Origin of the sequence: uncultured Algibacter sp., from assembly GCF_947487605.1 — a bacterium.
In the GTDB taxonomy this organism is placed as follows: domain Bacteria; phylum Bacteroidota; class Bacteroidia; order Flavobacteriales; family Flavobacteriaceae; genus Algibacter_D.
Map to the genome: position 1 here is coordinate 194,914 of NZ_CANKXK010000005.1, position 23,889 is coordinate 218,802.

The following is a 23,889-nucleotide window of genomic DNA, read 5'->3' on the forward strand; positions in this document are numbered from 1 at the left end:
ATTCATATAAGAATTAAAATTACGAGAATTACTGCACTTTTTCAACTGTTATCTTCACGCTCTTTGATGCTGGTGTTTTTGCTGTATGAGCAAAACTTTCAAGAGGCACTAATACATTTGTTTCTGGAAAATAAGTTGCACAACAGTTTTTTGGAATATCATAACCTACGACTTTAAAATTATTGGCTTCACGAATCACACCATTGTATTCTGATTTTAGATTTACAACATCGTGTGCTTCTAAACTGCGTAGTTTCATATCTCCACGATTCATAAAAATGATACGTCGTTCATTAAAAACCCCTCTGTATCTGTCATCTAACCCGTAAATAGTGGTATTAAATTGATCATGACTTCTAATAGTCATCATCACCAGTTCTCCTTCTTTTAATTGCCATTTTGGTAGGTTGTTTTTTGTAAAATTAGCTTTTCCTGTTTTGGTTTTAAATTTTCTAATACGTGCGCCATTAGGCAAATAAAAACCCGAAGGTTGCTTTAGCTTTTTATTATAATCCGTAAACCCTTCAACTACCTCAGCAATATCGTTTCTTACTAGATTATAATCATCTTTATATTGCAACCAACTAACTTTAGAACGTGCTTTTAATGTAGCATGAGCTATTCCACAAACCACAGCAACTTCACTTAATAAATTTTCAGAACAAGGCTCTAAAACTCCTTTTGTAGTATGCACCACACCCATAGAGTTTTCAACACTTTGCACTTGTTCTCCAGATTTTTGATAATCTTTTTCTGTACGTCCTAAACATGGTAAAATCAGCGCTTCTTTTCCTGTAACTAAATGCGAACGATTTAATTTAGTACTAACATGTACCGTTAAATTACAATTTGCTAATGCTTGGGCAGAATACAATGTATCTGGAACTGCTGAGATAAAATTACCTCCCATTCCAATAAAGACTTTAGCTTTCTTTTCATACATAGCTTTAATAGCATCAATAACAGAAAAACCATGTTTATTTGTTGGCTTAAAACCGTATTTCGTTTCAATTTTATCGAGAAACGCCTGGGGTGCAGATTCCCAAATTCCAACTGTTCTATCGCCCTGTACATTAGAATGTCCTCGCACAGGACAGGTTCCTGCACCTTCTTTTCCTATACTTCCTTTTAGCAATAGCAAGTTTACTAATTCGCGAATATTATCTACTGCATTTTCGTGTTGGGTTAAGCCCATTGCCCAACAAATAATGATTTTATTGTTGTTTAGAATTAAATCAAAAACTTCAGTAAAAATAGCTTCTGAAACTCCAGAGGCTTTCAGACATTCATCTAAATCATAGGTTTTTAAATCTGTTATAAACGCATCATAACCTTGAGTAAATTCATTTATAAATGCGGTATCAAATACATTACCTTTGGCTTCTTCTTGCTCTAACAATTTTAAGAGTATCGCTTTAAAAAAAGCAACATCTCCATTAATTGTAATCGGTACAAAGGCATCAGCTATTTGGGTTCCACCAGTTAAAAGCTTTACTGGACTTTGCGGATTGGTAAATTTTATTAACCCTGCTTCAGGCAATGGATTAACAGCTATTATTTTACCACCATTTTTTTTAGTTTTCTCTAAAGCAGTAAGCATTCTAGGATGATTTGTTCCTGGGTTTTGTCCAACTACCAGAACCACCTCAGCTTTATATAAATCGTCTAAGGTTACGGAACCTTTACCTATTCCTAAAGTTTCAGACAAAGCACTTCCGCTTGCTTCATGACACATGTTTGAACAGTCGGGTAAATTGGATGTACCAAATTCGCGAACAAATAACTGATATAAAAACGCCGCTTCGTTGGTTGTTCTTCCCGATGTATAAAATACTGCTTCATCTGGATTATCAAGCGCGTTTAAATGCTGTCCTACTTTTTCAAAAGCAGCTTCCCAAGACATGGGTTGATAATGTGTTGCGTCTTCTGGTAAAAACATAGGCTCTGCCAAACGCCCAGACTTACCTATTTCAAAATCAGACCAACTGGATAGTTCATCAACACTATGCTTTTCAAAAAAATCAGCACCAATCGTTTTATTCTGAGCTTCTTCAGCAATAGCTTTAATACCGTTTTCGCAAAATTCACCTAAAGAAGAACGTTCATCATCAGGATCTGGCCATGCACAACCTGGACAATCAAAACCTCCTTTTTGATTCATTTTTGTTGCTAATTTGAGTGCATCAGCGGTATTCATATACTTAGAAACCTGACCTATAGCCGTAGCAATACTTTTAAACCCTACACTATTTACTTGTGGTTTAGTGCTTTTTAGGTTTTCAAAAGTTTCTGGTGTTAATGCTTTTTCTTTTGATGTTGTACTCATTTAGTTTTAAAATTCGCTTTATGAAGAGTTTCGTAATCTTCTTTGGAATCTAAATCTACATTTTTTACAGGAGGTATTAAAGTTTTTACAAAAGAATCATAAGCTTTAAGAAGCGCTTTAGCACCTTCATCATTACTAAGTTTTGTCAACTCTTCAAAATAAACCGCATCAAAAAGCACTGGGACGCCCTTTTTCTCATCAGTATAAGCTGTTGCAATTATTTGACTTTCATCAGGAGAAAAGTCTTGAATCATTTCATTCAAATAATCTGAATTTATTAACGGTTGATCTGCCAGTGTAACAAGAATTCCTTGGCTTTTTGAATTCGAATTTATAACATACTCAGTAGCAAAAGCTATGGATTTACCCAAACCTAACTTCCAATTTTCGTTCTTTAAAATAGTAACTGGATGCTGTTTAATGTCAGTCTCAATCAATTTACAATTAGCTCCTAAAACAACAATGATTTCAGAAACATCAACTCTTAAAGCTGTTTTTATAGTATGATTTAATAAGCTGTCATTACCCCATTTAAGCAATTGTTTTGGGCTTCCCATTCTACTTGAAGCACCAGCAGCTAGAATAACAATGGAAATATTCGGTTTATTTTGATTCACTAGACTTGGAATGAATTCTACCTACTTTTTCTTGAAGAGACATAGGGTATTGTTTTCTAGTAAAGGCTAATATTTCTGCAACAATTGAGACAGCAATTTCTTGAGGCGTTTCAGAACCTATGTTCAAGCCTGCTGGCCCATGAATAGATTCTAAAAATTTATCTGATATCTCTGGACAGTATTCTGTAAATTGAGATAATAAATCATCGCGTCTTTTACTGGGGCCTAATAAACCTATGTAGTTTGGTGTTGTTTTGTTTAGAGCCACCAAATAGCGTAAATCATAAGCAAAATTATGAGTCATCAGTATTATGGCTGTTTGATTATCTATATTTGAAACGTCTAAAGCTTCTGGTGTAGTTGCGTAAAATGCATGAGCTCCAAAAAACTCTTTAATAGATTTATGTTCTTTAACACCTGCTACTATAGTGACTTCCCAACCCGTAAGTGCTGCATATTGACAGAGTTGAACAGCATCGTGTTCGGCGCCAACTATTACCAGCTTAAAACATGGCGGCATTGTTTGTTTAAAAACTGAAAGCGTCAATTCACTTTTTAAATTATTTAATGTATTTAGAGGAAAAGATTGGTTATCAATTTCTACAACAGATCCATATTTTAAACTACCCCCTTCTTGCTTTTCGTAATATGACAATAAATTAAATGATTGACGCTTTTTTAAACATTCAGAAAAAGCATTTACAAAATCTTTATTTGGATTAAAAAGTTCAATCAAAATATATAACACCCCTTCACAACCCAATCGGTACCTACCATCATAAGTCATTATTTTTGATATTCCTGTTTTAAAAACAGATTGTGATTGAACTAGAATTTCTTTCTCAACACAGCCTCCACTAACCGCACCAATCATCTTATTGTTTTCTAAAATGAGCATCCTTACTCCTGGTCTGCGGTATGATGATCCATCCAATGCTACGACCGAAGCCATGACAGAGTTTACTCCGCTCTCTTTCGCTTTGATGCCTTCTGCTACAATATTTTTAAACTCGTGTGTCATCTATATGAAGTAAAAAACGATTTACTAAGTAATTAAAAATGTTATTTTAGACCAGTCGAAAACTTATGATTCTGAATTCCAATATATTTTGACTGCAGTTCATGTGACAATAAGTTAAAATCTTACTTTTTAGATAGTCTTTTATCTCTTAATATTTAATTTATCCTAAAACTGTTTCTTCAACATTCATATTACTCATATAAGGCTGCTTTCTTAAACGTTTCCCTGTAGCTTTATAAATAGCATTAGCAACTGCAGCACCAACGGGAGGTAAAGTTGGTTCTCCTAATCCAGTAGGAGCCATATCGCTTTCAATAAAATGTACATCTACCTTTGGCGTTTGTCCCATTCTAATTAATTGGTATGTATTAAAATTATTAGATTGCGGAATGCCATTATTGAATCCAAAATCAGAATACATCGCATGACCTATACCATCAATAATACCACCTTTTATTTGATTTAATGCACCTAAAGGATTAACAACAACACCACAATCTACAGCACAAGTCACTTTTTTTACTAGTGGCAATCCATTTTCCATTACTATATCTGCAACTTCGGCTACGTGAGTATTGTGACAATAATAAACTGAAAGCCCTTGATAAACACCTTCTTCTGCTTTCCCCCAATTTGATTTATCTACAACTAATTTTAATACACCTTGCAAACGTTCTGGGCTATAATCAATCTTTGGGTCTGGATTATTTTTTGCTTTATCCAATAAATCCATGTGCAATTGAATACGATCTACACCCATTTCCTCTGCAAGTTCATCAAAAAAGCTTTGCTCTGCACTAGCTAAAAAATTTGTGTATGGTGCTCTCCAAGCTCCCGTTGAGATATTACTTCTGTAATTAGCAGTATCAACTTGATAATTTTCTATGGCTCCCGCGGGGAAAAAGTGCGGAATTAATCCATACATATTACTATCAATATTAGACTCTTTTAAATGATATCCAGTTATTTCTCCTTCTTTCAAAGATGCAGCTATCCTGTATTTCTTGGCTGGACGATATATACCTGTAGCTATATCATCTTCTCTGGTAGAGACCATTTTTACTGGTTTTTTAATCGTATTTGAAATCTCTACAGCTTCACAAACAAAATCATTATAAAGACGTCTTCCAAAACCGCCTCCCATTCTTGTCATTTCCACATGCACATCATCTATATCTCTATCCAAAAGTTTAGAGACTATTTTAGCAGCTTCAGCAGGTGTTTGAGTAGGTCCAACTAAATGCACTTTGTCTGGTGTTACGCTAGCGAAAAAGTTCATAGGTTCCATACAACTATGCGGTAAAAAAGGCGATTCATAAGTACGTTCAAAAACAGTATCTGCATTAGCAAATGCTTTTTTTACATTACCATCAGACCTCATGGTTGAAAATGTATTACCATCTAATATAGCATTAAGTTTTTTGTCATGTAGTGCAGTATCTTCAAGCGGTGATTCTTCCTTCCAAGTAGCTTTAATAGCTTTCTTGCCTTTTATGGCATTCCAAGTATTATTGGCAATAACTACAACTTTTTCATGATCATTAAACCTTGCTGTCCAGCTATTAGGTCCATCCTCTATGTAGGCTTTTGCTTTTTCTCCAATGGTAATCACATCAATAACACCCGGTATTGCTTTTGCAGCAGCAGCATCAAACGAGTCTAAAATTTGTCCAAATGCTGGTGGCCTTAAAATTGTAGCATACAACATACCTTCTTCTTTATAATCTAGCCCAAATAAGGGTTTCCCAGTTATAATTTTATCAATATCTACATTTCCTTTACCTTGACCAATAATGGTAAAATCTTTTGAGTCTTTTAATGTAACGTTTTCTGGAACTTCTAATAGTGCAGCTTCAGACACCACATCGCCATAACCTAGGGTTTCTCCATTTGCATTTGTAATCACTCCTAATTTTGCGTTACATTCTGAGGCATCAACACCCCATCTTGCAGCAGCGGCATTAACCAACATTTGTTTTGCTGTAGCACCTGTTTGCCGCAGTGGCTCCCAACCCAAGCGTATGGATTGACTACCACCTGCTAATTGCCTTGTGAAATTTTTGGTGTCTAAATCGCCTTGAACTACATATACATCTTTCCACGCCACATCTAATTCTTCTGCAATAAGCATAGGCATTGAGGTTTTCACACCTTGTCCAATTTCTGGATTTGGTGCAAATATGGTAACTTTTCCTTCTGGAGAAATTTTTATAAAGGCATTGAAATCATTGTAATTTAATTTACTTAAATCGATTGAAGGTTTTACGTCGGATTTGCATGCATTAAATAAGTTAAAACCTATTATCATACCTCCACTAGCTAAAGCTGATGATTTTAAGAAAGACCTTCTGCTAAATGTCATTTGTTTTGAAGTTGCCATTTTTTAAATTTTTTATAGGTTAATTAACTTAATTTTTCAGCAGCTACTTTAACAGCTTCTTCAATATTATTGTATGCGGCGCATCTGCAAATATTTCCATGCATGGCGTTTCTTATTTGAGTTTCTGTTGGGTTTGGGTTCTTATCCAAAAATGCTGAAGCCGTCATGATTTGTCCTGCTTGACAATAGCCACATTGCGGAACATCAACTTCTTTCCAAGCTTGTTGTACGGGATGGTCGCCATGTTCTGAAAGTCCTTCAATTGTTGTAATATTCATACCTTCAGCTTGCGATACTTGTAATAAACAACTGCGTGTTGCAGTACCATCTACATGTACTGTACAAGCACCACATTGTCCTATTCCACATCCGTATTTTGTACCTACTAGGTCTATTTGGTCTCTAAGCACCCAAAGTAAAGGGGTGTCCATATCTGCCTCTACAGTATGGGTTTCGTTGTTAATTTTTAAGTTGAATGTTGGCATGTTATCTATATTTTGCATTAAATTATAAAAAAAGTAATTAATAAAGAATTGAATCTATAATTTTAACAAGGGCTTAACTAAGTGCAAATAAATCATCAATCATACATTTTTAATATAAAAAAAGCCATATTATATTTAACATGGCTTTACTAACAAGAATTTTAATTTTGAAATATGCTATAGCACTTTAAGTTCTTTACCTATTTTAACGAAAGCCTGTATAGCTTTGTCTAAATGATTTTTTTCGTGAGCTGCAGATAACTGCACTCTTATTCTAGCTTTTCCTTCTGGTACGACAGGATAAAAGAAACCAATAACATAAATGCCTTCTTCCAGTAGTTTTGATGCGAATTCTTGAGCCAATGTTGCTTCATATAGCATTACAGGTACTATTGGATGATCTCCTGGCACAATATCGAAACCAGCGTTAGTCATTTTTTCTCTAAAGTATTTAGTATTTTCCTTTAGTTTATCACAAAGATGAGTTGAATTACTTATTAAATCTAAAACTTTAATAGAAGCTCCAACTATTGAAGGTGCTACTGTGTTTGAAAACAAATACGGTCTTGATCGTTGTCTTAAAAGTTCAACAATTTCTTTTCTAGCTGCTGTAAAACCGCCAGATGCGCCACCCAAGGCTTTTCCATAGGTACCGGTAATAATATCGATTCTACCCATAACATTTCTGTACTCATGTGTACCTCTTCCTGTGTTTCCTATAAACCCCGTAGAGTGACATTCATCTACCATAACCATAGCATGGTACTTGTCTGCTAAATCACAAATTTTATCTAGCTGTGCAATGGTTCCATCCATAGAAAAAGATCCATCTGTAACAATTAATTTACGGCGACTATCATTAGCCAATTTTAACTGTTCTTCTAAAGCTTCCATATTATTATGGTCATATCTAAATCGTTTCGCTTTACAAAGTCGAATACCATCGATAATTGATGCGTGATTTAATGCATCTGAAATAATGGCATCTTCAGAACCTAAAAGTGGCTCAAAAAGTCCTCCATTAGCATCAAATGCAGCAGCATATAAAATACAATCTTCCATTCCTAAAAAAGCAGCTGTCTTCTTTTCTAATTCTTTATGAATGTCTTGCGTACCACAAATAAATCGTACTGATGACAAACCATAACCATGCGAATCAATCGCATTTTTTCCTGCTTCAATAACATCTGGATTAGATGATAACCCCAGATAGTTGTTAGCACAAAAATTCAAAACTTCTGTAGAATTAGTTGTGCTTATTTTTGAGCCTTGAGGTGTTGTAATAACACGTTCTGTTTTATACAACCCTGCGTTTTTAATTTCGTTTAGTTCTCTTTGTAAATCTTCTTTTATATTTGAATACATTACTTTTCTTGTTTTAGATTGCTATGTGATATTGTTCTTTTAACTTCTGAATCATAATTTCTGTTATGGTACTTACATTGAAACTTGGTTTCCAATTCCAGTCATTTTGTGCTTCAGAATCATCTATGGTTTTAGGCCAGCTTTCAGCAATTTTTTGTCTGAAATCTGGTTTAAAATTAACTTTAAACTCTGGATAATATTTTCTAATTTCTAATTCAATATCCAAAGGAGAAAAACTAACTCCAGAAATATTGTATGAGGTTCGGGTTTTAATTGCTTTTTTTGGAGCTTCCATTAATTTAAGAGTGGCATCAATAGCATCATCCATAAAAATCATGGGAAGTATAGTGTCTTCATTTAAAAAACAATCGAAATTTTCACCTAATACTGCTTTATGATAAATATCTACGGCATAATCAGTAGTGCCACCTCCTGGTAAAGATTGATACCCTATTACACCAGGAAACCTTAAAGATCTAACATCTAAATCATATTTATCAAAATAATACTTTGCCCAGTTTTCACCATCTACCTTACTTATTCCATAAACAGTCTCTGGATTTAAAGAGGTGTTATTAGGCGTTTTCAATTTAGGTGCATTATTTCCAAAAACAGCTATTGAACTTGGATAAAATACCTTTTTAACGTTTTCTGCTCTGGATACTTCCAACACGTTTAAAAACGTTTTTGTATTAATATCCCAGCTTAACAACGGATTTGCCTCACCTTTAGCTGATAATATAGCTGCCAAATGGTAAACCTGAGTTACATTATATTTCTTTACAACCTCTCTAATTCTTTCTAAATCTGTTGCATTAATAATTTCGAACAAGCCATTAAACCCTTCTTTTTTAGCAACATCTGAAGCTAAGACGTTATCCAATCCATATTTATTCTGAAGGGCTTTAGTTAGCACTGTTCCTAGTTGTCCGTTAGCACCAATTACTAAAATCATAAAATAAACATTAAAGCATTAATTACTATCAAAATTAAACATAACAACACTAATAATTACTATACCAAAAAATTTAAGTAAAATTTACTAAAATTAACATTCATATTAATTATTTTTACTTCATAGCTTATAAATAAATACACATAACAATAAATTTTACTTAAAAGATAATGGAGAAATTAGATGACACCGATATCACTATTTTGAGAATTCTTCAGAATGATTCCAAAAAAACAGCAAAAGAAATTGCAACAATTTTGAATTTAACAGCGTCTCCTATTTACGAGAGAATTAGAAGACTAGAAAGCCAAGGTTTTATAAAAAAGTATGTTGCCATTTTAGACAAAAATTTATTAGAACGCTCTGTAACCACATTTTGTCAAGTATCTATGCGATATCATAGCGAAGCTTTTATTGAAAAATTTGAGGAACAAATTCAGAATTTAGATGAAGTACAAGAATGCTATCATATGGCTGGACAAGTAGATTTTATTTTAAAAATAAACACTAAAGGACTTGAAGACTATCATAATTTCATAAAATATAAACTTTCCAAAATTGAAAACATTGGTGTACTAAACAGTACTTTTGTTTTAAAAGATATAAAACACTCATCAGAGTTTAATATATAGATTATCTGGTAACAAATTCTAGTGCACGCTTCTCATTATAATACACATTCTTTCTGTCAATAAAACCAGCATGTCCACCATGATTAGGCATTTCCAAATACAAATCAGGATTATTTTTTGCTTCTTTTACAGGATAACATTCCGGAGACAAAAAAGAGTCATTTAATGCATTAATAACTAAAGTTGGTATTTTTATATTCGGGAGAAACTGTAAACTACTGCATTTTATATAATAGTCCAAAGCGTCTTCAAAGCCATGTGCTTTTGCTGTGTACACATTATCAAAATCTGTTAATGTCTTGATTGCATTAAGTGCTTCATTACTTAATAATTCAGGAAAACGTTTTTGCTTTGTTTTTAACCTATTAACCAAATGCCTTAAAAATCTATCGTGGTATAACTTATTTTTTAAAGCATGCAACGCTTTTGCTGAACCCGTTAAATAGCACGGTACAGAAACCGCAATTGCCGCTTTAATTTCTTTTGGAATCAAGTTCCCTTCGCCTAAGTATTTTAAAATAACATTAGCTCCTAAACTGATGCCTTTTAAATAAATTTTTGAATACTTTTTGTTGGCAATAACATGTTTTATAACCGCCTTTAAATCTTTAGTTTCACCAGAGTGGTAACTGTAATACTTCAAATTATCTTCTCCACTACAGCCTCTAAAATTTACGCAAACCGCATCTGTTCCATGCGCATTAAATAACTTTGCTGCCCCAGTTAAGTAAGGCCGTTGTCCATTACCTTCTAAACCATGTAATAGTATAATAAGCGCATCACTTTTTTCTTTAGAAAAACTCCAATCTAAATCTAAAAAATCGCCATCATTTAAAGTAATGCGTTCGCGTTCTTGACTTAATGAAATACGTCTTATTAATCCAGAATACACCGTTGAAATGAATCCGTTTTTAAAGTAAAATGGCGGTTTATAGGTTGATTTTATTATTGGCATGTTTTAAGTTGACGGTTTTAGTTAACAGTCGCTGTCTCAGTTTTCGTTTATAATAAAATGTTTTTTCTTTTTTTACTTTGGGATTTAGCATCTTTGCGCGAAAAATAAATCTTAGCTCTCATTATAACTCCAATGAAGTAAATTTAAAATCTGTTCCGTTAAATAAACCTTTATCGCTTAACTTAAGCGATGGAATTACTAATAATGCCATAAACGATAAAGTCATATATGGTGCGTATAATTTACTTCCAAAAGTTTTAGCCATTTTATCTAATTCTGCGTATTGCTTTCCTATAGTTGCTCCATCTTTATCGCTCATGATTCCCGCAACAGGAAGTGGTACTATTATTTCATCAGAATTAGAAATAGCACAAATGCCTCCGTTGTTTTCAATGATTAAATTTACAGCTTTACAAATGGCTTCGTCTGAAACACCAACTGCAATAATATTATGCGAATCGTGACCAACAGAAGAAGCAATTGCACCTTCTTTCAAGCCGAAATTTTTGATAAATGCTATGGCTGGTTTTTGATTTTCATAACGATTAACTACCGTCATTTTTAGAATATCCTTGTTAATGTTTGAAACTAAATTTCCTTTTTGAATACGAGACGCTTCTAAAATTTCATTGGTAACCAATTGTCCTTCTAAAGCTTCAATAACACGAATTTGTTTTGCTGAAGATGGTACTATAAAATCTGAAACTTCTTTTTTATTACAATTAAAATTATTTAAAATTTTAAAAGGCACAGTTGATATTAACGATTGGCCATCATCAAACACCAATTCGCCATTAATGTAAGTTTGAAGCGTTTTAAAGGCTTTTAAATCTTCAACAACAATGAAATCTGCCTCATCTCCAACATTTAATAAACCAACATCTAAATTGTAGTGATTGACTGGATTAATACAAGCTACTTGCAATACTTTAAAGACATCTATCCCTTTTGAAACAGCTCTTGCACATAGTTGATTAATATGACCAACAAGCAGATCGTCGGGGTGTTTATCATCACTACATAACATCATGTTTTCAAAATGTTCTGGCAGCAAATCAATTAAAGCATCAAAGTTTTTAGCAGCACTCCCTTCTCGAATTAAGATTTTCATGCCTTTTTGAAGCTTCTCTAGAGCTTCATCATAAGTAAAACATTCATGGTCGGTTGATATGCCTGCGTTTATGTATTTTGAAATATCATTACCTCTAACACTTGGCGCATGACCGTCAACAGGTTTATTAAAATGTTTTGCCCAAGCTATTTTTTTCATCACCTCGTCATCATCAAAAAGGACTCCAGGATAATTCATCATTTCCGCAAGATATTTAACATCAGGATTTTCTAGAAGTGTTTTTATACCTTCTGAATCAATAGTAGCTCCCGCCGATTCAAAATTAGTGGCAGGCACACAAGATGGTGCTCCAAAATTAAATTTAAAAGGGACTTGCTTTCCGTTTTCAATCATGAACTCTACACCTGCAACTCCTAATACATTTGCTATTTCATGTGGGTCTGAAACGGTTGCTACCGTACCATGTTTAACAGCAATTCTTGCAAATTCTGATGGAACAAGCATAGAACTTTCTATGTGAATATGCGCGTCAATGAACCCTGGAAGAATGTAATGATTTACATTATGGTCTTTTTCCTGTATAGTTAGAATCTTTCCGTTTTCAAAAGTGATTTCACCTTTGTAAATGCGTTTGTTTATTATATCGACTATGTTGCCTTGTAGCGTCATATTTTTAAATTCTTAATTTAGACCTCTAAGTTTTTAAAAACCTGACAGGTCATGCTGGAGCGCTCCTACTTCAATTCTATTTTTAAAATTTGTGTTGTGTTTTCGGCTACTCTAAACCTATTATCTGCTCTTCTACCTATAACCCAAACAATAGCTTCGCGAGAACATAATAACCATGTGTTTTCTTTTTCTAAGAGTGATAATTTTTCGTCTTTAAAGTACTTACTTATCTTCTTTTTACCTGTCATTCCTAATGGGTAAAACACATCGCCTTCTTTATATTTCCGAATCGTTAAAGGAAACTTTAACGCATTTTTATCTACAAAAATCATATTAGAGCCTGTACCAAAAACAGCATCGGCTTCATCAAAAAACAAGGTGCCAAATGGTGTTTGTTTCTTATCCTCTTCGGAAGTGATTAAAATTTCTTGGTGGTCGGTTTGCTTTACTTCACTTAACAATAAGTGTTCTCGATTTTTAATTAATCGATGTGTGTTTGAAAACACTTGCTTTCCTGTTTCGGCATCTAATAAATCGACAACGTCGTTCCATTCTGTAAATCCAAATTCTTTAAGCGACTCGAACAAATAGGCTTTTGGATTGTTTAACTTTTTAAATTCTGAAACCTTAAAAGCTACATGATTTTCATCCATAGTTTCAATGGCACGTTTTAAAACAGCATTGGTGCTTTCTTCAACAATATCTGCAGTGTCATTTAAATTTTCTAAAGTAGATTGAAAACTTTGTAATAAACTTGGATTGATGGCTTTTAGAATAGGAATGACTTCATGACGCAGTTTATTTCGCAGATATTTAACGGATTTGTTGCTGCTATCGTCTCGCCATTTAATTTTATTTTCTTCTGCAAAAGCTACAATAGCATGACTTGAAAAGGGTAATAATGGACGTACAAATTTTTCATTTATTTCTGGTATTCCTGTTAGGCCTTCAAGCCCTGTACCTCTGGTGAAATTGATTAAAAATGTTTCGAGATTATCGTCTGCATGGTGTGCGGTTAGTATATAATCGAACCCTAATTGTTCTGCTAATTCTTCAAACCATGCGTAACGCAATTCGCGTGCTGCCATTTGTATGGAGCGTTTGTTATCTTTTGCATACAACTCGGTATCAAAACGTTGTACAAATACTTCTAAATCTAAATCTTTGGCTAATTGTAAAACAAAGTCTTCATCGGTATCGCTTTCCTTTCTTCTTAGATTAAAATTGCAGTGTGCTAGTGAAATATTAAGCTTTGATTTATGACATAAATGGGTTAACACCACGCTGTCTATCCCACCAGAAATAGCAATTAGAATTTTGCCTTGAACTAGAAACTGAAGCTTATTTGTAATATGTTTTTGGAACTGCTTTTGCACATTTCAAAGTTAAGTTTTATTTTATTCTCACAAAGGCGCAAAGGCGCAAAGTTTTTAGATTTGATGGTGTTCGCTTTTAAGAAATAAGCCAGCAGATGGATGCGCAAGGGATAGAAGTGGAAAGCCCACAGCGAGGCACGAGCGAGGACTTGTAGCGGATAGCCCGACCCTTTAGGGTTGCGCCATAAAATTATTTATACAGACTATAGTATATAATCATCTTAAACGGACTTTCGCATGACAAAAATCATAAGTTCTTTTTGGAGTTTTTGTAACTTTAAACAAGTATTTTTAAATTATTGAGCTATGTGTACTATAGATAAATTAAACGACAAAACTGCGCAAACTGTATTTAACAACAAGGTGATTTCTGCAACACAACACTTGCAGGCGTATGTTAAACACCGCTTGTATATTGCTGAATCTACTAAGATTATCCCGAAAAACATGTACAAATCTAACGATATTATAGATGAGGGTATTGCTAAATTTTATGAGCAAGGATATAATGTTGATGCGGAAATTGCTGTTATAAAAATTGAACTTTTTAAAATTGTGGATGCTGATTTGGATGACTTATTTAAAAAAGAAGCTTTTCATCAAAACACCATGAGCACCGACTCTATTCTGAAGGACGAGCTTGATGGTTTAGATGAAAATTTTACGGTAGATGAGGATTTTGATTTTATAATGAATGAAGAATTAAGTGACATTTCATACCACCAAGACCAAGAAGATAAACATGTTTTTGTATATGATGATAGTAATGCTTCAATACAAAATGCTTTTGAAATTTCGGATATTTCTACGAACCGTAATAAACATTTATTAGGTAAATATTATACTTGGTTACCTTTAAGAGTCTCTGATATTGTAGATTTGTTTGTTTTTGGGAAATTAAGCTTTAAAGAAATTGCAACTATAAAAAATATTGAAGCAAAACGTGTGAAACGCATTTTAGAATTAGCTATTGAAGATTTTAAGGGGCATCTTATTTAACTCTCTAAAACCTCGCGCATTGCTTTAGCTTTCACCAAACACTCTTCGTATTCTTTTAAAGGATTGCTTTTTGCTGTTATGGCACCTCCTACGGAGTATGAAGTGTATTGGGTTGTTTCGTTATACAAAATGCTACGAATTACTACGTTGAAATCGAAATTGCCTTCAGGAGAAAAATAACCAATAGCACCTGAATATACACCACGTTTAGTTTCTTCTAAATTTTCAATAATTTGCATTGCTGAAATTTTAGGTGCTCCAGTCATGCTTCCCATAGGAAAGGTGCTTTTTATAATATCAACAGGATGTGTTGCTGTATCTACCTTTGATGTGACTGTAGATATCATTTGATGGACTTGATCGAAGGTATAAATTCTGCATAACTCTTCAACTTTAACACTGCCTTTTATTGCGGTTTTTGATAAATCGTTGCGTACCAAATCAACAATCATAATATTTTCGCTGCGTTCTTTTTCATCTCCCAATAAATCTGCTTTAAGTTGGTTGTCTTCTTCTAAAGAAACTGATCGTTTTGCAGTCCCTTTAATAGGTTGAGACAACACAGTATTATTTTCTTTTTTTAAATAGCGTTCTGGTGATGCGCATAACACATACTTATCAAACATTTTAATGAATGATGCGAATGGAGGTTTAGAAATACTATTCAATTTTAAATACGTATCCAATGGGTTTATCTGCGTGCTTTCAGCATAAAACTCTTGACAAAAGTTAGCTTCGTAAATATCACCCCGATGAATATGATTTAGCATGGTTTCAACCTTTTCAAAATATTCATCTTTATGAATACGGAGCTTTATTTTAATATTATTACAACCACTAAAGCATGGTTCGTAATTACTTTTTTTAATTGATAGTAAATCTTCTTCAAATTCATCGTCAACACAACTTAAATATTGAATTTCAATACGATTACCCTTAATTAAAAACAATTTTTTAGGCTGAAAAAAATATAGATCTGGAAACTCCAATCCATCAAAATTTTCAGAGGATAAATCTTCAATATCATTTTTTAAATCATAGGTTAAATAACCAAAAATCCAATCTTTAGTAACTGTTTGGTATTCTTTTAAATCCTCAAACGCATTTTTATAATCTGTTTGAATACAGGTAAAAGCTTCAACCGCCAAAACCGCATCGTAGTTCGCATATTTTTGATGATAGTTATTAGAATCTAACCACACAACATCATCGAATTGCTGTGCCCAAACCAGTAATTGATTTTTAAAGGATTCTATATCCTTTATGTTTTGAATTTGTTTCGTTCTCAATATAAAATGATTGATTGCAAATTACTGAAATTTAAACCTGTTAAAAAACTATCTTTGCCACATATTAAAATTACTTAATGAGCTTTCAAGATTTAAATATAAACACACCGTTACATAATGCCTTAGACGATTTAGGTTTTTATACGCCTACACCTATACAAGAACAAGCCTTTAACGTAGTGGCTTCTGGAAAAGATGTAGTAGGTATTGCACAAACAGGTACAGGTAAAACCTTTGCTTATATGTTGCCTATACTGCGGAATTTAAAGTTCTCAAAACAAGAAAATCCTCGTGTTTTGGTATTAGTCCCAACTCGTGAGTTAGTGGTTCAGGTGGTTGACGAAATTGAAAAACTATCCAAATACATTAACAATCGTGTTTTGGGTGTTTATGGAGGCACTAATATAAACACACAAAAACAAGCTATTGCACAAGGTATTGACATTTTGGTAGCCACACCAGGGCGTTTGTATGATTTAGCTTTAACACGTGTTTTACAACTAAAATCCATTCAGAAATTAGTGATTGATGAAGTGGATGTTATGCTCGATTTAGGGTTTAGGCACCAACTGATTAATATTTTTGATATCCTGCCACAACGCCGCCAAAACATTATGTTTTCGGCTACCATGACACAAGATGTCGATTTACTAATTAATGACTTCTTTAAAAGTCCAGAGCGTGTTTCCATTGCCGTTTCTGGTACGCCGTTAGATAACATTTCGCAACATCGGTATAATGTACCTAACTTTTACACCAAAGTAAATTTATTGGTGCATTTATTAAACGATACCGAACAGTATAACAAAGTCTTGATTTTTGTTGCTTTTAAGCGTATGGCAGACCGCCTTTTTGAAAAATTAGATGAATTCTTTAAAGAAGAACTCTGCGTTATCCACTCCAATAAAACACAGAATTACAGACTTCGAAGCATTGAGCAATTCAGGAATGGTGAAAACCGCATTTTAGTGGCTACCGATGTTATGGCACGTGGTTTAGATATTGATAATGTCTCACATGTTATTAATTTCGATACGCCAGATTTTCCAGAAAATTACATGCACCGTATTGGTAGAACGGGGCGTGCAGAACGCGAAGGTCAAGCCTTGGTGTTTTCTACTAAAAAGGAAGAAGAAGCCATTGAAAATATCGAGTTGTTAATGAAAATGACTATTCCCGTCCTAGAAATCCCTGAAGCGGTTGAAATTTCTACTGAACTGATTGAAGAGGAACGTCCGCAAATAAAAGAACGCAACAATCCTAATAAACGCAGAGATGAAGATGCCCCTGGACCAGCATTTCATGAAAAATCTGAGAAGAATCAAAAAGAAAATTTAGGCGGAAGCTATAAATTTAAAATTGCTGCTAAGTATAAAAAGCCTAAAACTAGAGGTGATAAGAATTATAATAAACGGAATAAGAAGAAGTAGTCTCAGTTTTCAGTTTGTGGTAATTTACGTTTTTTAAAATTTCATATTTTAGTTTTTGGGCGTTAAAGGGGTCGGGGTTTCTGCTATATCTTTTGTTTTTTTGTCATTCCTGCGCAGGTAAGAATCCATTGTTCAATCAATCAAATATGTCCAATCTCTTGACAAATCGACCCAATTTGCATTTTCTTCTTCTATCAAATTAATCTTCCATTGCCGCTTCCATTTTTTCATATTCTTCTCCCTTTTAATAGCATCATTTACGTATTGGTATGTTTCAAAATACATGAGTTTGTTTAAATTATATTGTGAAGAAAAGCCTTCTACCAATTTATTTTTATGCTCAAACATTCTTCTTTCCAAATCATTGGTAACACCAGTGTATAATGTTCTATTTTTTTTATTGGTGATTATATAAAGGTAATATTGGTGAATTGTTTTATACATAAAACATTTTTATTAGTGAGTGGATTCCTGCCTGCGCAGGAATGACAATTTCTATATAAAGTTAGTATTACACTTGAAATAATCTGATTAAAAATTAATTTACCATAAATCTTTTTTAGAAAGATTTTACCCTGTTTGTCATTCCTGCGAAGTCAGGAATCTAGAAAACCTCATTCACACAGCTACCCACTAGTATTTACTAGTGGCAGCAAACTAACTAAAAAAGCCTCTACATTTTTGTAAAAGCTTGCTCTTTCGTTTTCTTACTCAATACGGCAGACAGTATACGATTAGCTGAAGTTTTGAATGATTTAATTTAGTAGGAATTAAAAAAAGTAAATCAACACTTGTAAAAAAAATAAATAACTTTTCAGCAAGCTGTAAAATAACAAACCTTTTAGTAATCGCTATAAATTTCAAAGGTAAGAGTTATTCTAATTTTATGTTGACTCCCTACTTCATCTGTTAATTTATAGGAAACTTTCAAATTATAATTTTTCATTTCCTCAAGGTAATTACCAGAATTAGTTTGGTAAAGTATTCCCTTCACTGGACTTACCTCAAATGACCCAGGCTCAACTTCACCAAATACCTCAAACGGTGAAAACTCCTTATTCCATTCAAAATCTTCTTCAAAACCAATTCTAATTCTTGAAAACGGGACACTTCCGTTCGAGGCCGTTGTTAAAAAATCAGTTTCAAACTTAACAGGTCTCACAAACCTTACCTTCTCGGGGTCAAGATTATTATCAAAAGCTATATCCGCTATTTTATAATTAGCCTTTTTTAATAAGCCCGAATAATAATCTTCATTTAGCTCCTCGGTTACAAAATCAAAATCGTATGAAACTAAAACAGTTTCTTTCTTCAAATTTGATAATGGTGCCATGGTAAAAGTCTTAACATGAGTCCATAAACTATAGTTTTTTGGATACTCAATATCTGACGCCCTAACTCTATAGGCTACATAAATTGTATCGGTAAGACTTGGTCCTAACAAACCCAAAGAATAATAATAAACATACTGGTTGCCATAACCTGCAGAAAGATTATTATCAAGCAAGTGGAACTTCTCATAATCATAACAACTATAAGGAGCATCAAGCTCAATTATTTGTAATTCGCTATTTTTCAAATCATTAAATAGCTCCCATTGAATCTCTACAACTTCTTCGGAATAAAATAACTCCTCATTTGGTGAATTAACGATTGGCTTATCGTAAGTACCATGAAACTTTAAACTGTCTGGGGTTGGAGAAACTGTTTCGCAAGGATCATTATAAACCGAAACCGGGTTTACTGAACTATTATCATCACAAGAGAACAACACTATTACCAAGACAAATGAAGCTAAAACAAACTTAAAAATTGATGTTTTCATAGACTGGGAGTAAAAATATCTAAGAATTATTTATTGAATTTAACTTAAACAAAGTTATAAAAAAATTCGTACCTAATGCCTTGAAAACTTCACCTTATTAGTACTAACTTCTTTACCATCTACTATTATGGATTTTGTAGTTATATAAGCAAAAACCGAATCTTTTATCTGCATAAAATTAGAGATAGCTTTAAACTCCAGTTCTACTCTATTCAAAGTATCAGATATTTTTAACACCTCGCCTATCTGATATATATTTTCAATTGTAAAATCATTTTTATATGCAAACCCAAAACCTTACCCCTCAATCCAACCCATAATTGCATTAGCTACAAACCGTGGTTCTGGTGGTAAGGAGTAAATATCTTTCTCGTAATTTTTATTGTAGGGCGAAATATTCATAATAGTACCGTCAACTACTAAGGTGCTACTTCCTCCAGGATCAAAGCCCATAGCTTTATCCATACCATATTTTAAAAGTATATCTACCATATCAAAATGGGTAGCTCCTACAGATTCTCTAATACGCCCGTTTACCATAAGCACCATTAATTTCCCTGCTTTGGTAATACCCACAGCTATTTTTGGACCACGCATATCGGTAAAATCTAATCTCGCTGCTTGGGTTTTAATGGAATTCGAGGTTTTCCAACCTTCATCTTCCATATTTAAAATTTGTTTCCCGTCGTCTATTAGCATTGGGCCTGCTTCAATAGCATAGGAGATGTCATCCCATTTATAAGGATTGGTTTCTGGTTCTAATAACTGAATATCTAGTGACATAACTTCTTCAAACACACCACTAGCATAGACCGCTGCTGGTATAGACAAAGTAATCCCAACTGGAATAACGGGTACCGCCTCATTGGCTTTTGTTTTAATGATTTGCTTAATCGTATGGCCTGCTAATCTTAAAATAATATTGCCATTGCCTTGGATGCTGTCTTCTGTGTAAGACAAATCGTAAAAACAAGGTTCCGTATTACTGTGTGTGTTATAATGGCTTGCAGCAAATACCATGTCTTGTTTGCCTTTTACAATAAAACCTGCTTTACTGTTTACCTTCCGTATATCTACATCGCCATTTTTATAAATAATAAACGCTGGTTTATTAAAAAGCGGTGGGCAAAACACAGTGTTGTTCATAATTAACAAACCTAAAGGCGAACCAATATAAGTTTCTGGCAAACCTAGTTTTCCCACCAATTCAGGGTTTAATATATAACCACCATTCCAAGCTAATTCTATTTTATTTTTGTTTTTGCTTTTCTTTTGATATTCCTTAATGAGTGCTGGCACATTTTTAGGGGCTGTGTTAGCAATATGTGCTGCAAACTTCCAGTTATGCTTTTTGGTATCAATTTCGGCTAATACGCCACTCCACGGTAAACCATCTTCATAAACACCACCTGCAAATGATGATTTTACTTTTTCAACCGTTTTAGTATCATTTAAACTATCACTAATTTGTTCTAATAACTTCGCAATTGGTGTTCCGTTTTCAATGGCATCTTTAGAAATAAGTTTCAATAATTCCTTTTCGCCAAGTGTGTTTTTAAGTGTTTTATATAAATCACCTTTTAAAATGGTATCAAAATCTTTGGCTGTTTGTATGGGTGTAGGAAATGCTAAAGTGGTACGTACAGCCGCTGGCACAAATTGTATAAAACCACTATCCTTAGGAATTCCCATAATTTTAGCAGTCATGGTATGTTGTACCTTACCAATATGAAAATGATCAATTTCTATAATATCGGTCATCATTGCAGCATATTCGCCATTGGTAATTATAAAACCATTAGCGTCTTTAATATCTCGTAAAACCTTAATCGCCTTGGCTCCCATTTGTGGAAAATGCACCCCTTCAGACCACTGTTTGGTTTCTATAATTTGAACAACACCCATTTTAAATAGCAGTCCCAGTTCAGGTTCTTTATCACTTTCTAAATACTCCTTAATATTCGCATTTGAAAACCATTTGGTTATTCTTGGTTCATGAATAAAAATATAGACCTTTTCTAATGCTTCGCCCTTTTCTTTAAGCACTTCAGCAGTAAGCTCTTCTTCAATTTTAAGCTTAAGTTGTGCACGAATAGGCTGTAGCACAAAATACTCTAATTCATGCTTAATATAACGTCCAGGAAAATAGCCTTTAGGCACATTATTTTTTAACTTTTCAGTTAAAATCTTACGGTCATCTATCCCTAAAAACCGACTATTAGTTAATTGAAATAAGGCCAATTCCCAATCGGCAAAAAACTGTGGTGCTAAAGTTAAGTCTGGTAAGTTTTTTGGCTTAAAAACATCGCTATAAATCATATTTACCAAACCTGTTACCTCTTGATAGGTAAAATCTTGGTAGGCATATTTCTTTTTATTCCTATGTCTGTATGCTAAGGCATGGTCATGTCTTATTTCAAATTCTCCATCAACATACTTAAAAATATCATCAATGGCGTTGTAATATTTATGAATGAGTTGTAAATCAGTATTTACCAAATCTGGAATATCATTTTCCATCATTCTAGCATAACTCATCACTTTTCCTTTTATAAGCTGCTCTTCTACCCTAAAAAAACTTGGGTCAATCAACGATTTTAAATAGATCATAAATGACAGCCTACCATAACCAGGTAAATAATGTCTGGTTTTTTTATTAAGAATGGCATGAAGGTCGTCATTCTCAAAATCGACCATGGCTTTGTATGCTTCTAATAAATTAACCACTTGTGTATTAACTGTATTAGAAATAGCGTTTAACTGTAAATGCAGTCGCCCAATAATATACGCCATGTTTTTTTGCAAAGCTTCTAAGCTATAGCGCTTATTAATAACGCTTCTATTATGCGTTACATCTACCATTCTGTTTTGAGGATAAAACACATGGTCGCATATTTTTTCTGCTAATCGTTTTGGAACTTTTGAGCCTTTAAATTCAAAAACATTAAGACGCAACGACTCATCTAAATGACGACCAATTACCTCATCATAAACTTCTCTAGGTTCATATTGTCTGCAAAATATAGGGGTGCCACATGCTGCTGCTTCAATAATTGGTAAGCCTCTACCTTCAGTTTGACTTGGTAATAAAATTAAAGATGCTACATCGTAAAGCTGTTCTATATCTAATGGCTTTTTATGTTTTTTCTTGAATTCATTTTTATCAAACTCACTAAATAAAAACCCGAGTAGTACTCTAGATTTGAATGCTTTTGGAAGCGCTTCGAGGAAATTTTTAAAATCTTTCTTTAAATCGTGATAATAATTCTGTTGCCCGTGAGGTATAGGACCTGAAACAATTAAAGACAGTTTTAATTGCGGATTCGTAATAAATTTTTCAGCAAATGAATCATACGAAAATAAGCGCTTAATCAATTTAAAATTAAGCTCGATAGATTTTCTACTAATGACTCGTGTAGGTTGTAAAAAAACAATGTTATTATTTACAAAATCAAATTTACGAATGGTTTTATAGCCTAGTAAAATGGGTTTTAATGAGCGTTCACTATCTGTATGATGTGCCGCAGTATGTACTGTTATGGTATCTTTATGATTAGCAAAAATAGTAGATACTTGCATAAACGCTTTTATAATATCGCGCTTACTCATTTGGTGCATTTTGGTATCTACCGCAGTACCTAATAGTGCCACATTAGCAGGATTATGCCCATTGACATCTATAAGATGATTTTGTTGAATTTTATTAATATTTACATTCATCCAAGAGCGACTTTCCCATGGATATAGCATTTCTATAACCGAGAAAAACTCGCCTACATGCGCATTATGGAAAAAGAAATCTCTCGGACCTTTTTTTAATCCTTTTGCTTTAATTTCTATTGCTCTATTACCACCTTCCCAATAAAAATCATGATTATTATTAATCACAGGAATGCCTAAATATTCTGAAATTAAAACCGTAGCAAAGGCTAAAGACACATTACCCGGATTTGAGCACACATTAATTAAATACAGAAGCGAAATATCATGTTCTTCAATATAAGTACCCAACTTTTCTACTAAAACTAAAACCTCTTGCCAAAACTTACCAATAAGGTTATTGTAAGCTTCACTACCGCGTTCCATTTTCACTCTAAAGAAATCATCATATAATGGCCATGCATCAAAAGCTTCCATTTCTGGAAACACCTTTTTAAAAGCGTCTTTTGGAATTAACTCATCAGCCTCCTGCTTAATATCTCCTGCTACAAAATGAATAGGAATATTAGGGTAAATCTTTTTAAAGGTTTTTGCGTATTTTTCGGTTTCTACCGTAATACCGTCTATAGTGAAGTAAAAGGTTAAAAATGCAATACCACCTTTTTCTATGTGTGCATCAAATAATGGTGCATCTCTTGTAAAAGCTGATTGCGAATCTCGTTCTTTAAATCTGTCAATAAATAACCCTAAATCAAACCAGGTATTTATTTTTTCATTTTTAAGTTCATTTAAAATATTTGTAATTTTCGTTGTTGTTTTTTTAGTCATTTTTA

General features: G+C 33.4%; 18 protein-coding genes. 3 read left to right on the top strand and 15 right to left on the bottom strand.

Translation table 11 applies throughout. The annotated features are described in order from the left end of the window. Window positions 1–28: 28 nt before the first annotated feature. The 7 genes from Q0739_RS07670 to Q0739_RS07700 all read right to left on the bottom strand — a co-directional run bounded on the left by Q0739_RS07670 (window position 29) and on the right by Q0739_RS07700 (window position 9,149). Complete coding sequence (locus tag Q0739_RS07670) at window positions 29–2,326, bottom strand: FdhF/YdeP family oxidoreductase (RefSeq protein ID WP_298238129.1); 2,298 nt, start codon at window positions 2,324–2,326, stop codon at window positions 29–31. Continuing rightward, window positions 2,323–2,943, bottom strand: coding sequence for a nucleotidyltransferase family protein (locus tag Q0739_RS07675; RefSeq protein WP_298238130.1), 621 nt, complete (start codon window positions 2,941–2,943; stop codon window positions 2,323–2,325). The genes Q0739_RS07670 and Q0739_RS07675 overlap by 4 nt, the downstream gene beginning before the upstream one ends. After that, window positions 2,930–3,964, bottom strand: a complete 1,035-nt coding sequence (locus tag Q0739_RS07680) for an XdhC/CoxI family protein (RefSeq protein ID WP_298238131.1) — start codon at window positions 3,962–3,964, stop codon at window positions 2,930–2,932. Before Q0739_RS07680 ends, Q0739_RS07675 begins: the two co-directional genes overlap by 14 nt. Window positions 3,965–4,124: 160 nt before the next feature. Beyond that, window positions 4,125–6,344: a molybdopterin cofactor-binding domain-containing protein gene (locus Q0739_RS07685; protein WP_298238132.1), complete on the bottom strand. Its 2,220-nt coding sequence runs from the start codon at window positions 6,342–6,344 to the stop codon at window positions 4,125–4,127. A 23-nt stretch (window positions 6,345–6,367) separates the two neighbouring features. Next, on the bottom strand, window positions 6,368–6,829 hold the full coding sequence (locus tag Q0739_RS07690; RefSeq protein WP_298238133.1) for a (2Fe-2S)-binding protein: 462 nt from the start codon (window positions 6,827–6,829) through the stop codon (window positions 6,368–6,370). A 177-nt stretch (window positions 6,830–7,006) separates the two neighbouring features. Next, entirely contained in the window at window positions 7,007–8,194 is a 1,188-nt protein-coding gene (gene kbl, locus Q0739_RS07695) for a glycine C-acetyltransferase (protein WP_298238134.1), read from the bottom strand. Window positions 8,195–8,207: 13 nt separating this feature from the next. Then, window positions 8,208–9,149, bottom strand: a complete 942-nt coding sequence (locus Q0739_RS07700; RefSeq protein WP_298238135.1) for an NAD-dependent epimerase/dehydratase family protein — start codon at window positions 9,147–9,149, stop codon at window positions 8,208–8,210. A 170-nt stretch (window positions 9,150–9,319) separates the two neighbouring features. Here Q0739_RS07700 and Q0739_RS07705 point away from each other — a divergent pair, with 170 nt between their 5' ends. Further along, on the top strand, window positions 9,320–9,781 hold the full coding sequence (locus Q0739_RS07705) for an Lrp/AsnC family transcriptional regulator (RefSeq protein WP_298238136.1): 462 nt from the start codon (window positions 9,320–9,322) through the stop codon (window positions 9,779–9,781). 1 nt (window position 9,782) lies between these two features. Here the strand turns inward: Q0739_RS07705 and Q0739_RS07710 are convergent, their stop codons facing one another. From Q0739_RS07710 to tilS, 3 genes are all read right to left on the bottom strand, one after another. Then, window positions 9,783–10,736 carry an alpha/beta fold hydrolase gene (locus tag Q0739_RS07710; protein WP_298238137.1) on the bottom strand — a complete coding sequence of 318 codons (954 nt, stop codon included), beginning with the start codon at window positions 10,734–10,736 and terminating at the stop codon, window positions 9,783–9,785. 121 nt (window positions 10,737–10,857) lie between these two features. Then, window positions 10,858–12,477, bottom strand: a complete 1,620-nt coding sequence (ade, locus tag Q0739_RS07715) for an adenine deaminase (protein WP_298238138.1) — start codon at window positions 12,475–12,477, stop codon at window positions 10,858–10,860. A 65-nt stretch (window positions 12,478–12,542) separates the two neighbouring features. Beyond that, window positions 12,543–13,853, bottom strand: coding sequence for a tRNA lysidine(34) synthetase TilS (gene tilS / locus Q0739_RS07720; RefSeq protein WP_298238139.1), 1,311 nt, complete (start codon window positions 13,851–13,853; stop codon window positions 12,543–12,545). A 306-nt stretch (window positions 13,854–14,159) separates the two neighbouring features. On the opposite strand from tilS, the gene Q0739_RS07725 reads away from it, so the two are divergent. Next, a complete protein-coding gene (locus Q0739_RS07725) occupies window positions 14,160–14,852 on the top strand; it encodes a hypothetical protein (RefSeq protein ID WP_298238140.1) in 693 nt (230 codons plus the stop codon). Here Q0739_RS07725 and Q0739_RS07730 read toward each other — a convergent pair. Then, window positions 14,849–16,144 (bottom strand): anthranilate synthase component I family protein, encoded by a 1,296-nt coding sequence (locus Q0739_RS07730; protein ID WP_298238217.1) that lies wholly within the window; start codon window positions 16,142–16,144, stop codon window positions 14,849–14,851. The genes Q0739_RS07725 and Q0739_RS07730 overlap by 4 nt on opposite strands. Before the next feature lie 74 nt (window positions 16,145–16,218). On the opposite strand from Q0739_RS07730, the gene Q0739_RS07735 reads away from it, so the two are divergent. Beyond that, window positions 16,219–17,571: a DEAD/DEAH box helicase gene (locus Q0739_RS07735; protein ID WP_298238141.1), complete on the top strand. Its 1,353-nt coding sequence runs from the start codon at window positions 16,219–16,221 to the stop codon at window positions 17,569–17,571. Window positions 17,572–17,703: 132 nt separating this feature from the next. Here the strand turns inward: Q0739_RS07735 and Q0739_RS07740 are convergent, their stop codons facing one another. The 4 genes from Q0739_RS07740 to Q0739_RS07755 form a co-directional block, all read right to left on the bottom strand. After that, on the bottom strand, window positions 17,704–18,015 hold the full coding sequence (locus Q0739_RS07740) for a GIY-YIG nuclease family protein (protein ID WP_298238142.1): 312 nt from the start codon (window positions 18,013–18,015) through the stop codon (window positions 17,704–17,706). A 397-nt stretch (window positions 18,016–18,412) separates the two neighbouring features. Next, the gene (locus Q0739_RS07745; RefSeq protein ID WP_298238143.1) at window positions 18,413–19,396 is read right to left on the bottom strand and encodes a hypothetical protein; all 984 of its coding nucleotides are present in this window, start codon (window positions 19,394–19,396) and stop codon (window positions 18,413–18,415) included. Between the two features lie 72 nt (window positions 19,397–19,468). Then, window positions 19,469–19,612 carry a hypothetical protein gene (locus Q0739_RS07750; protein WP_298238144.1) on the bottom strand — a complete coding sequence of 48 codons (144 nt, stop codon included), beginning with the start codon at window positions 19,610–19,612 and terminating at the stop codon, window positions 19,469–19,471. Window positions 19,613–19,693: 81 nt separating this feature from the next. Further along, window positions 19,694–23,884: a phosphodiester glycosidase family protein gene (locus Q0739_RS07755; protein ID WP_298238145.1), complete on the bottom strand. Its 4,191-nt coding sequence runs from the start codon at window positions 23,882–23,884 to the stop codon at window positions 19,694–19,696. Window positions 23,885–23,889 lie beyond the last annotated feature (5 nt).

What these genes read in the sequence shown, in the direction of transcription:
- ade (WP_298238138.1), bottom strand. Translation starts at nt 12,477, where the DNA reads ATGACGCTACAAGGCAACATAGTCGATATAATAAACAAACGCATTTAC.
- Q0739_RS07735 (WP_298238141.1), top strand. Translation starts at nt 16,219, where the DNA reads ATGAGCTTTCAAGATTTAAATATAAACACACCGTTACATAATGCCTTA.
- Q0739_RS07680 (WP_298238131.1), bottom strand. Translation starts at nt 3,964, where the DNA reads ATGACACACGAGTTTAAAAATATTGTAGCAGAAGGCATCAAAGCGAAA.
- Q0739_RS07700 (WP_298238135.1), bottom strand. Translation starts at nt 9,149, where the DNA reads ATGATTTTAGTAATTGGTGCTAACGGACAACTAGGAACAGTGCTAACT.
- Q0739_RS07740 (WP_298238142.1), bottom strand. Translation starts at nt 18,015, where the DNA reads ATGTATAAAACAATTCACCAATATTACCTTTATATAATCACCAATAAA.
- Q0739_RS07670 (WP_298238129.1), bottom strand. Translation starts at nt 2,326, where the DNA reads ATGAGTACAACATCAAAAGAAAAAGCATTAACACCAGAAACTTTTGAA.
- Q0739_RS07725 (WP_298238140.1), top strand. Translation starts at nt 14,160, where the DNA reads ATGTGTACTATAGATAAATTAAACGACAAAACTGCGCAAACTGTATTT.
- Q0739_RS07685 (WP_298238132.1), bottom strand. Translation starts at nt 6,344, where the DNA reads ATGGCAACTTCAAAACAAATGACATTTAGCAGAAGGTCTTTCTTAAAA.
- Q0739_RS07690 (WP_298238133.1), bottom strand. Translation starts at nt 6,829, where the DNA reads ATGCCAACATTCAACTTAAAAATTAACAACGAAACCCATACTGTAGAG.
- Q0739_RS07705 (WP_298238136.1), top strand. Translation starts at nt 9,320, where the DNA reads ATGGAGAAATTAGATGACACCGATATCACTATTTTGAGAATTCTTCAG.
- Q0739_RS07755 (WP_298238145.1), bottom strand. Translation starts at nt 23,884, where the DNA reads ATGACTAAAAAAACAACAACGAAAATTACAAATATTTTAAATGAACTT.
- Q0739_RS07710 (WP_298238137.1), bottom strand. Translation starts at nt 10,736, where the DNA reads ATGCCAATAATAAAATCAACCTATAAACCGCCATTTTACTTTAAAAAC.
- Q0739_RS07745 (WP_298238143.1), bottom strand. Translation starts at nt 19,396, where the DNA reads ATGAAAACATCAATTTTTAAGTTTGTTTTAGCTTCATTTGTCTTGGTA.
- kbl (WP_298238134.1), bottom strand. Translation starts at nt 8,194, where the DNA reads ATGTATTCAAATATAAAAGAAGATTTACAAAGAGAACTAAACGAAATT.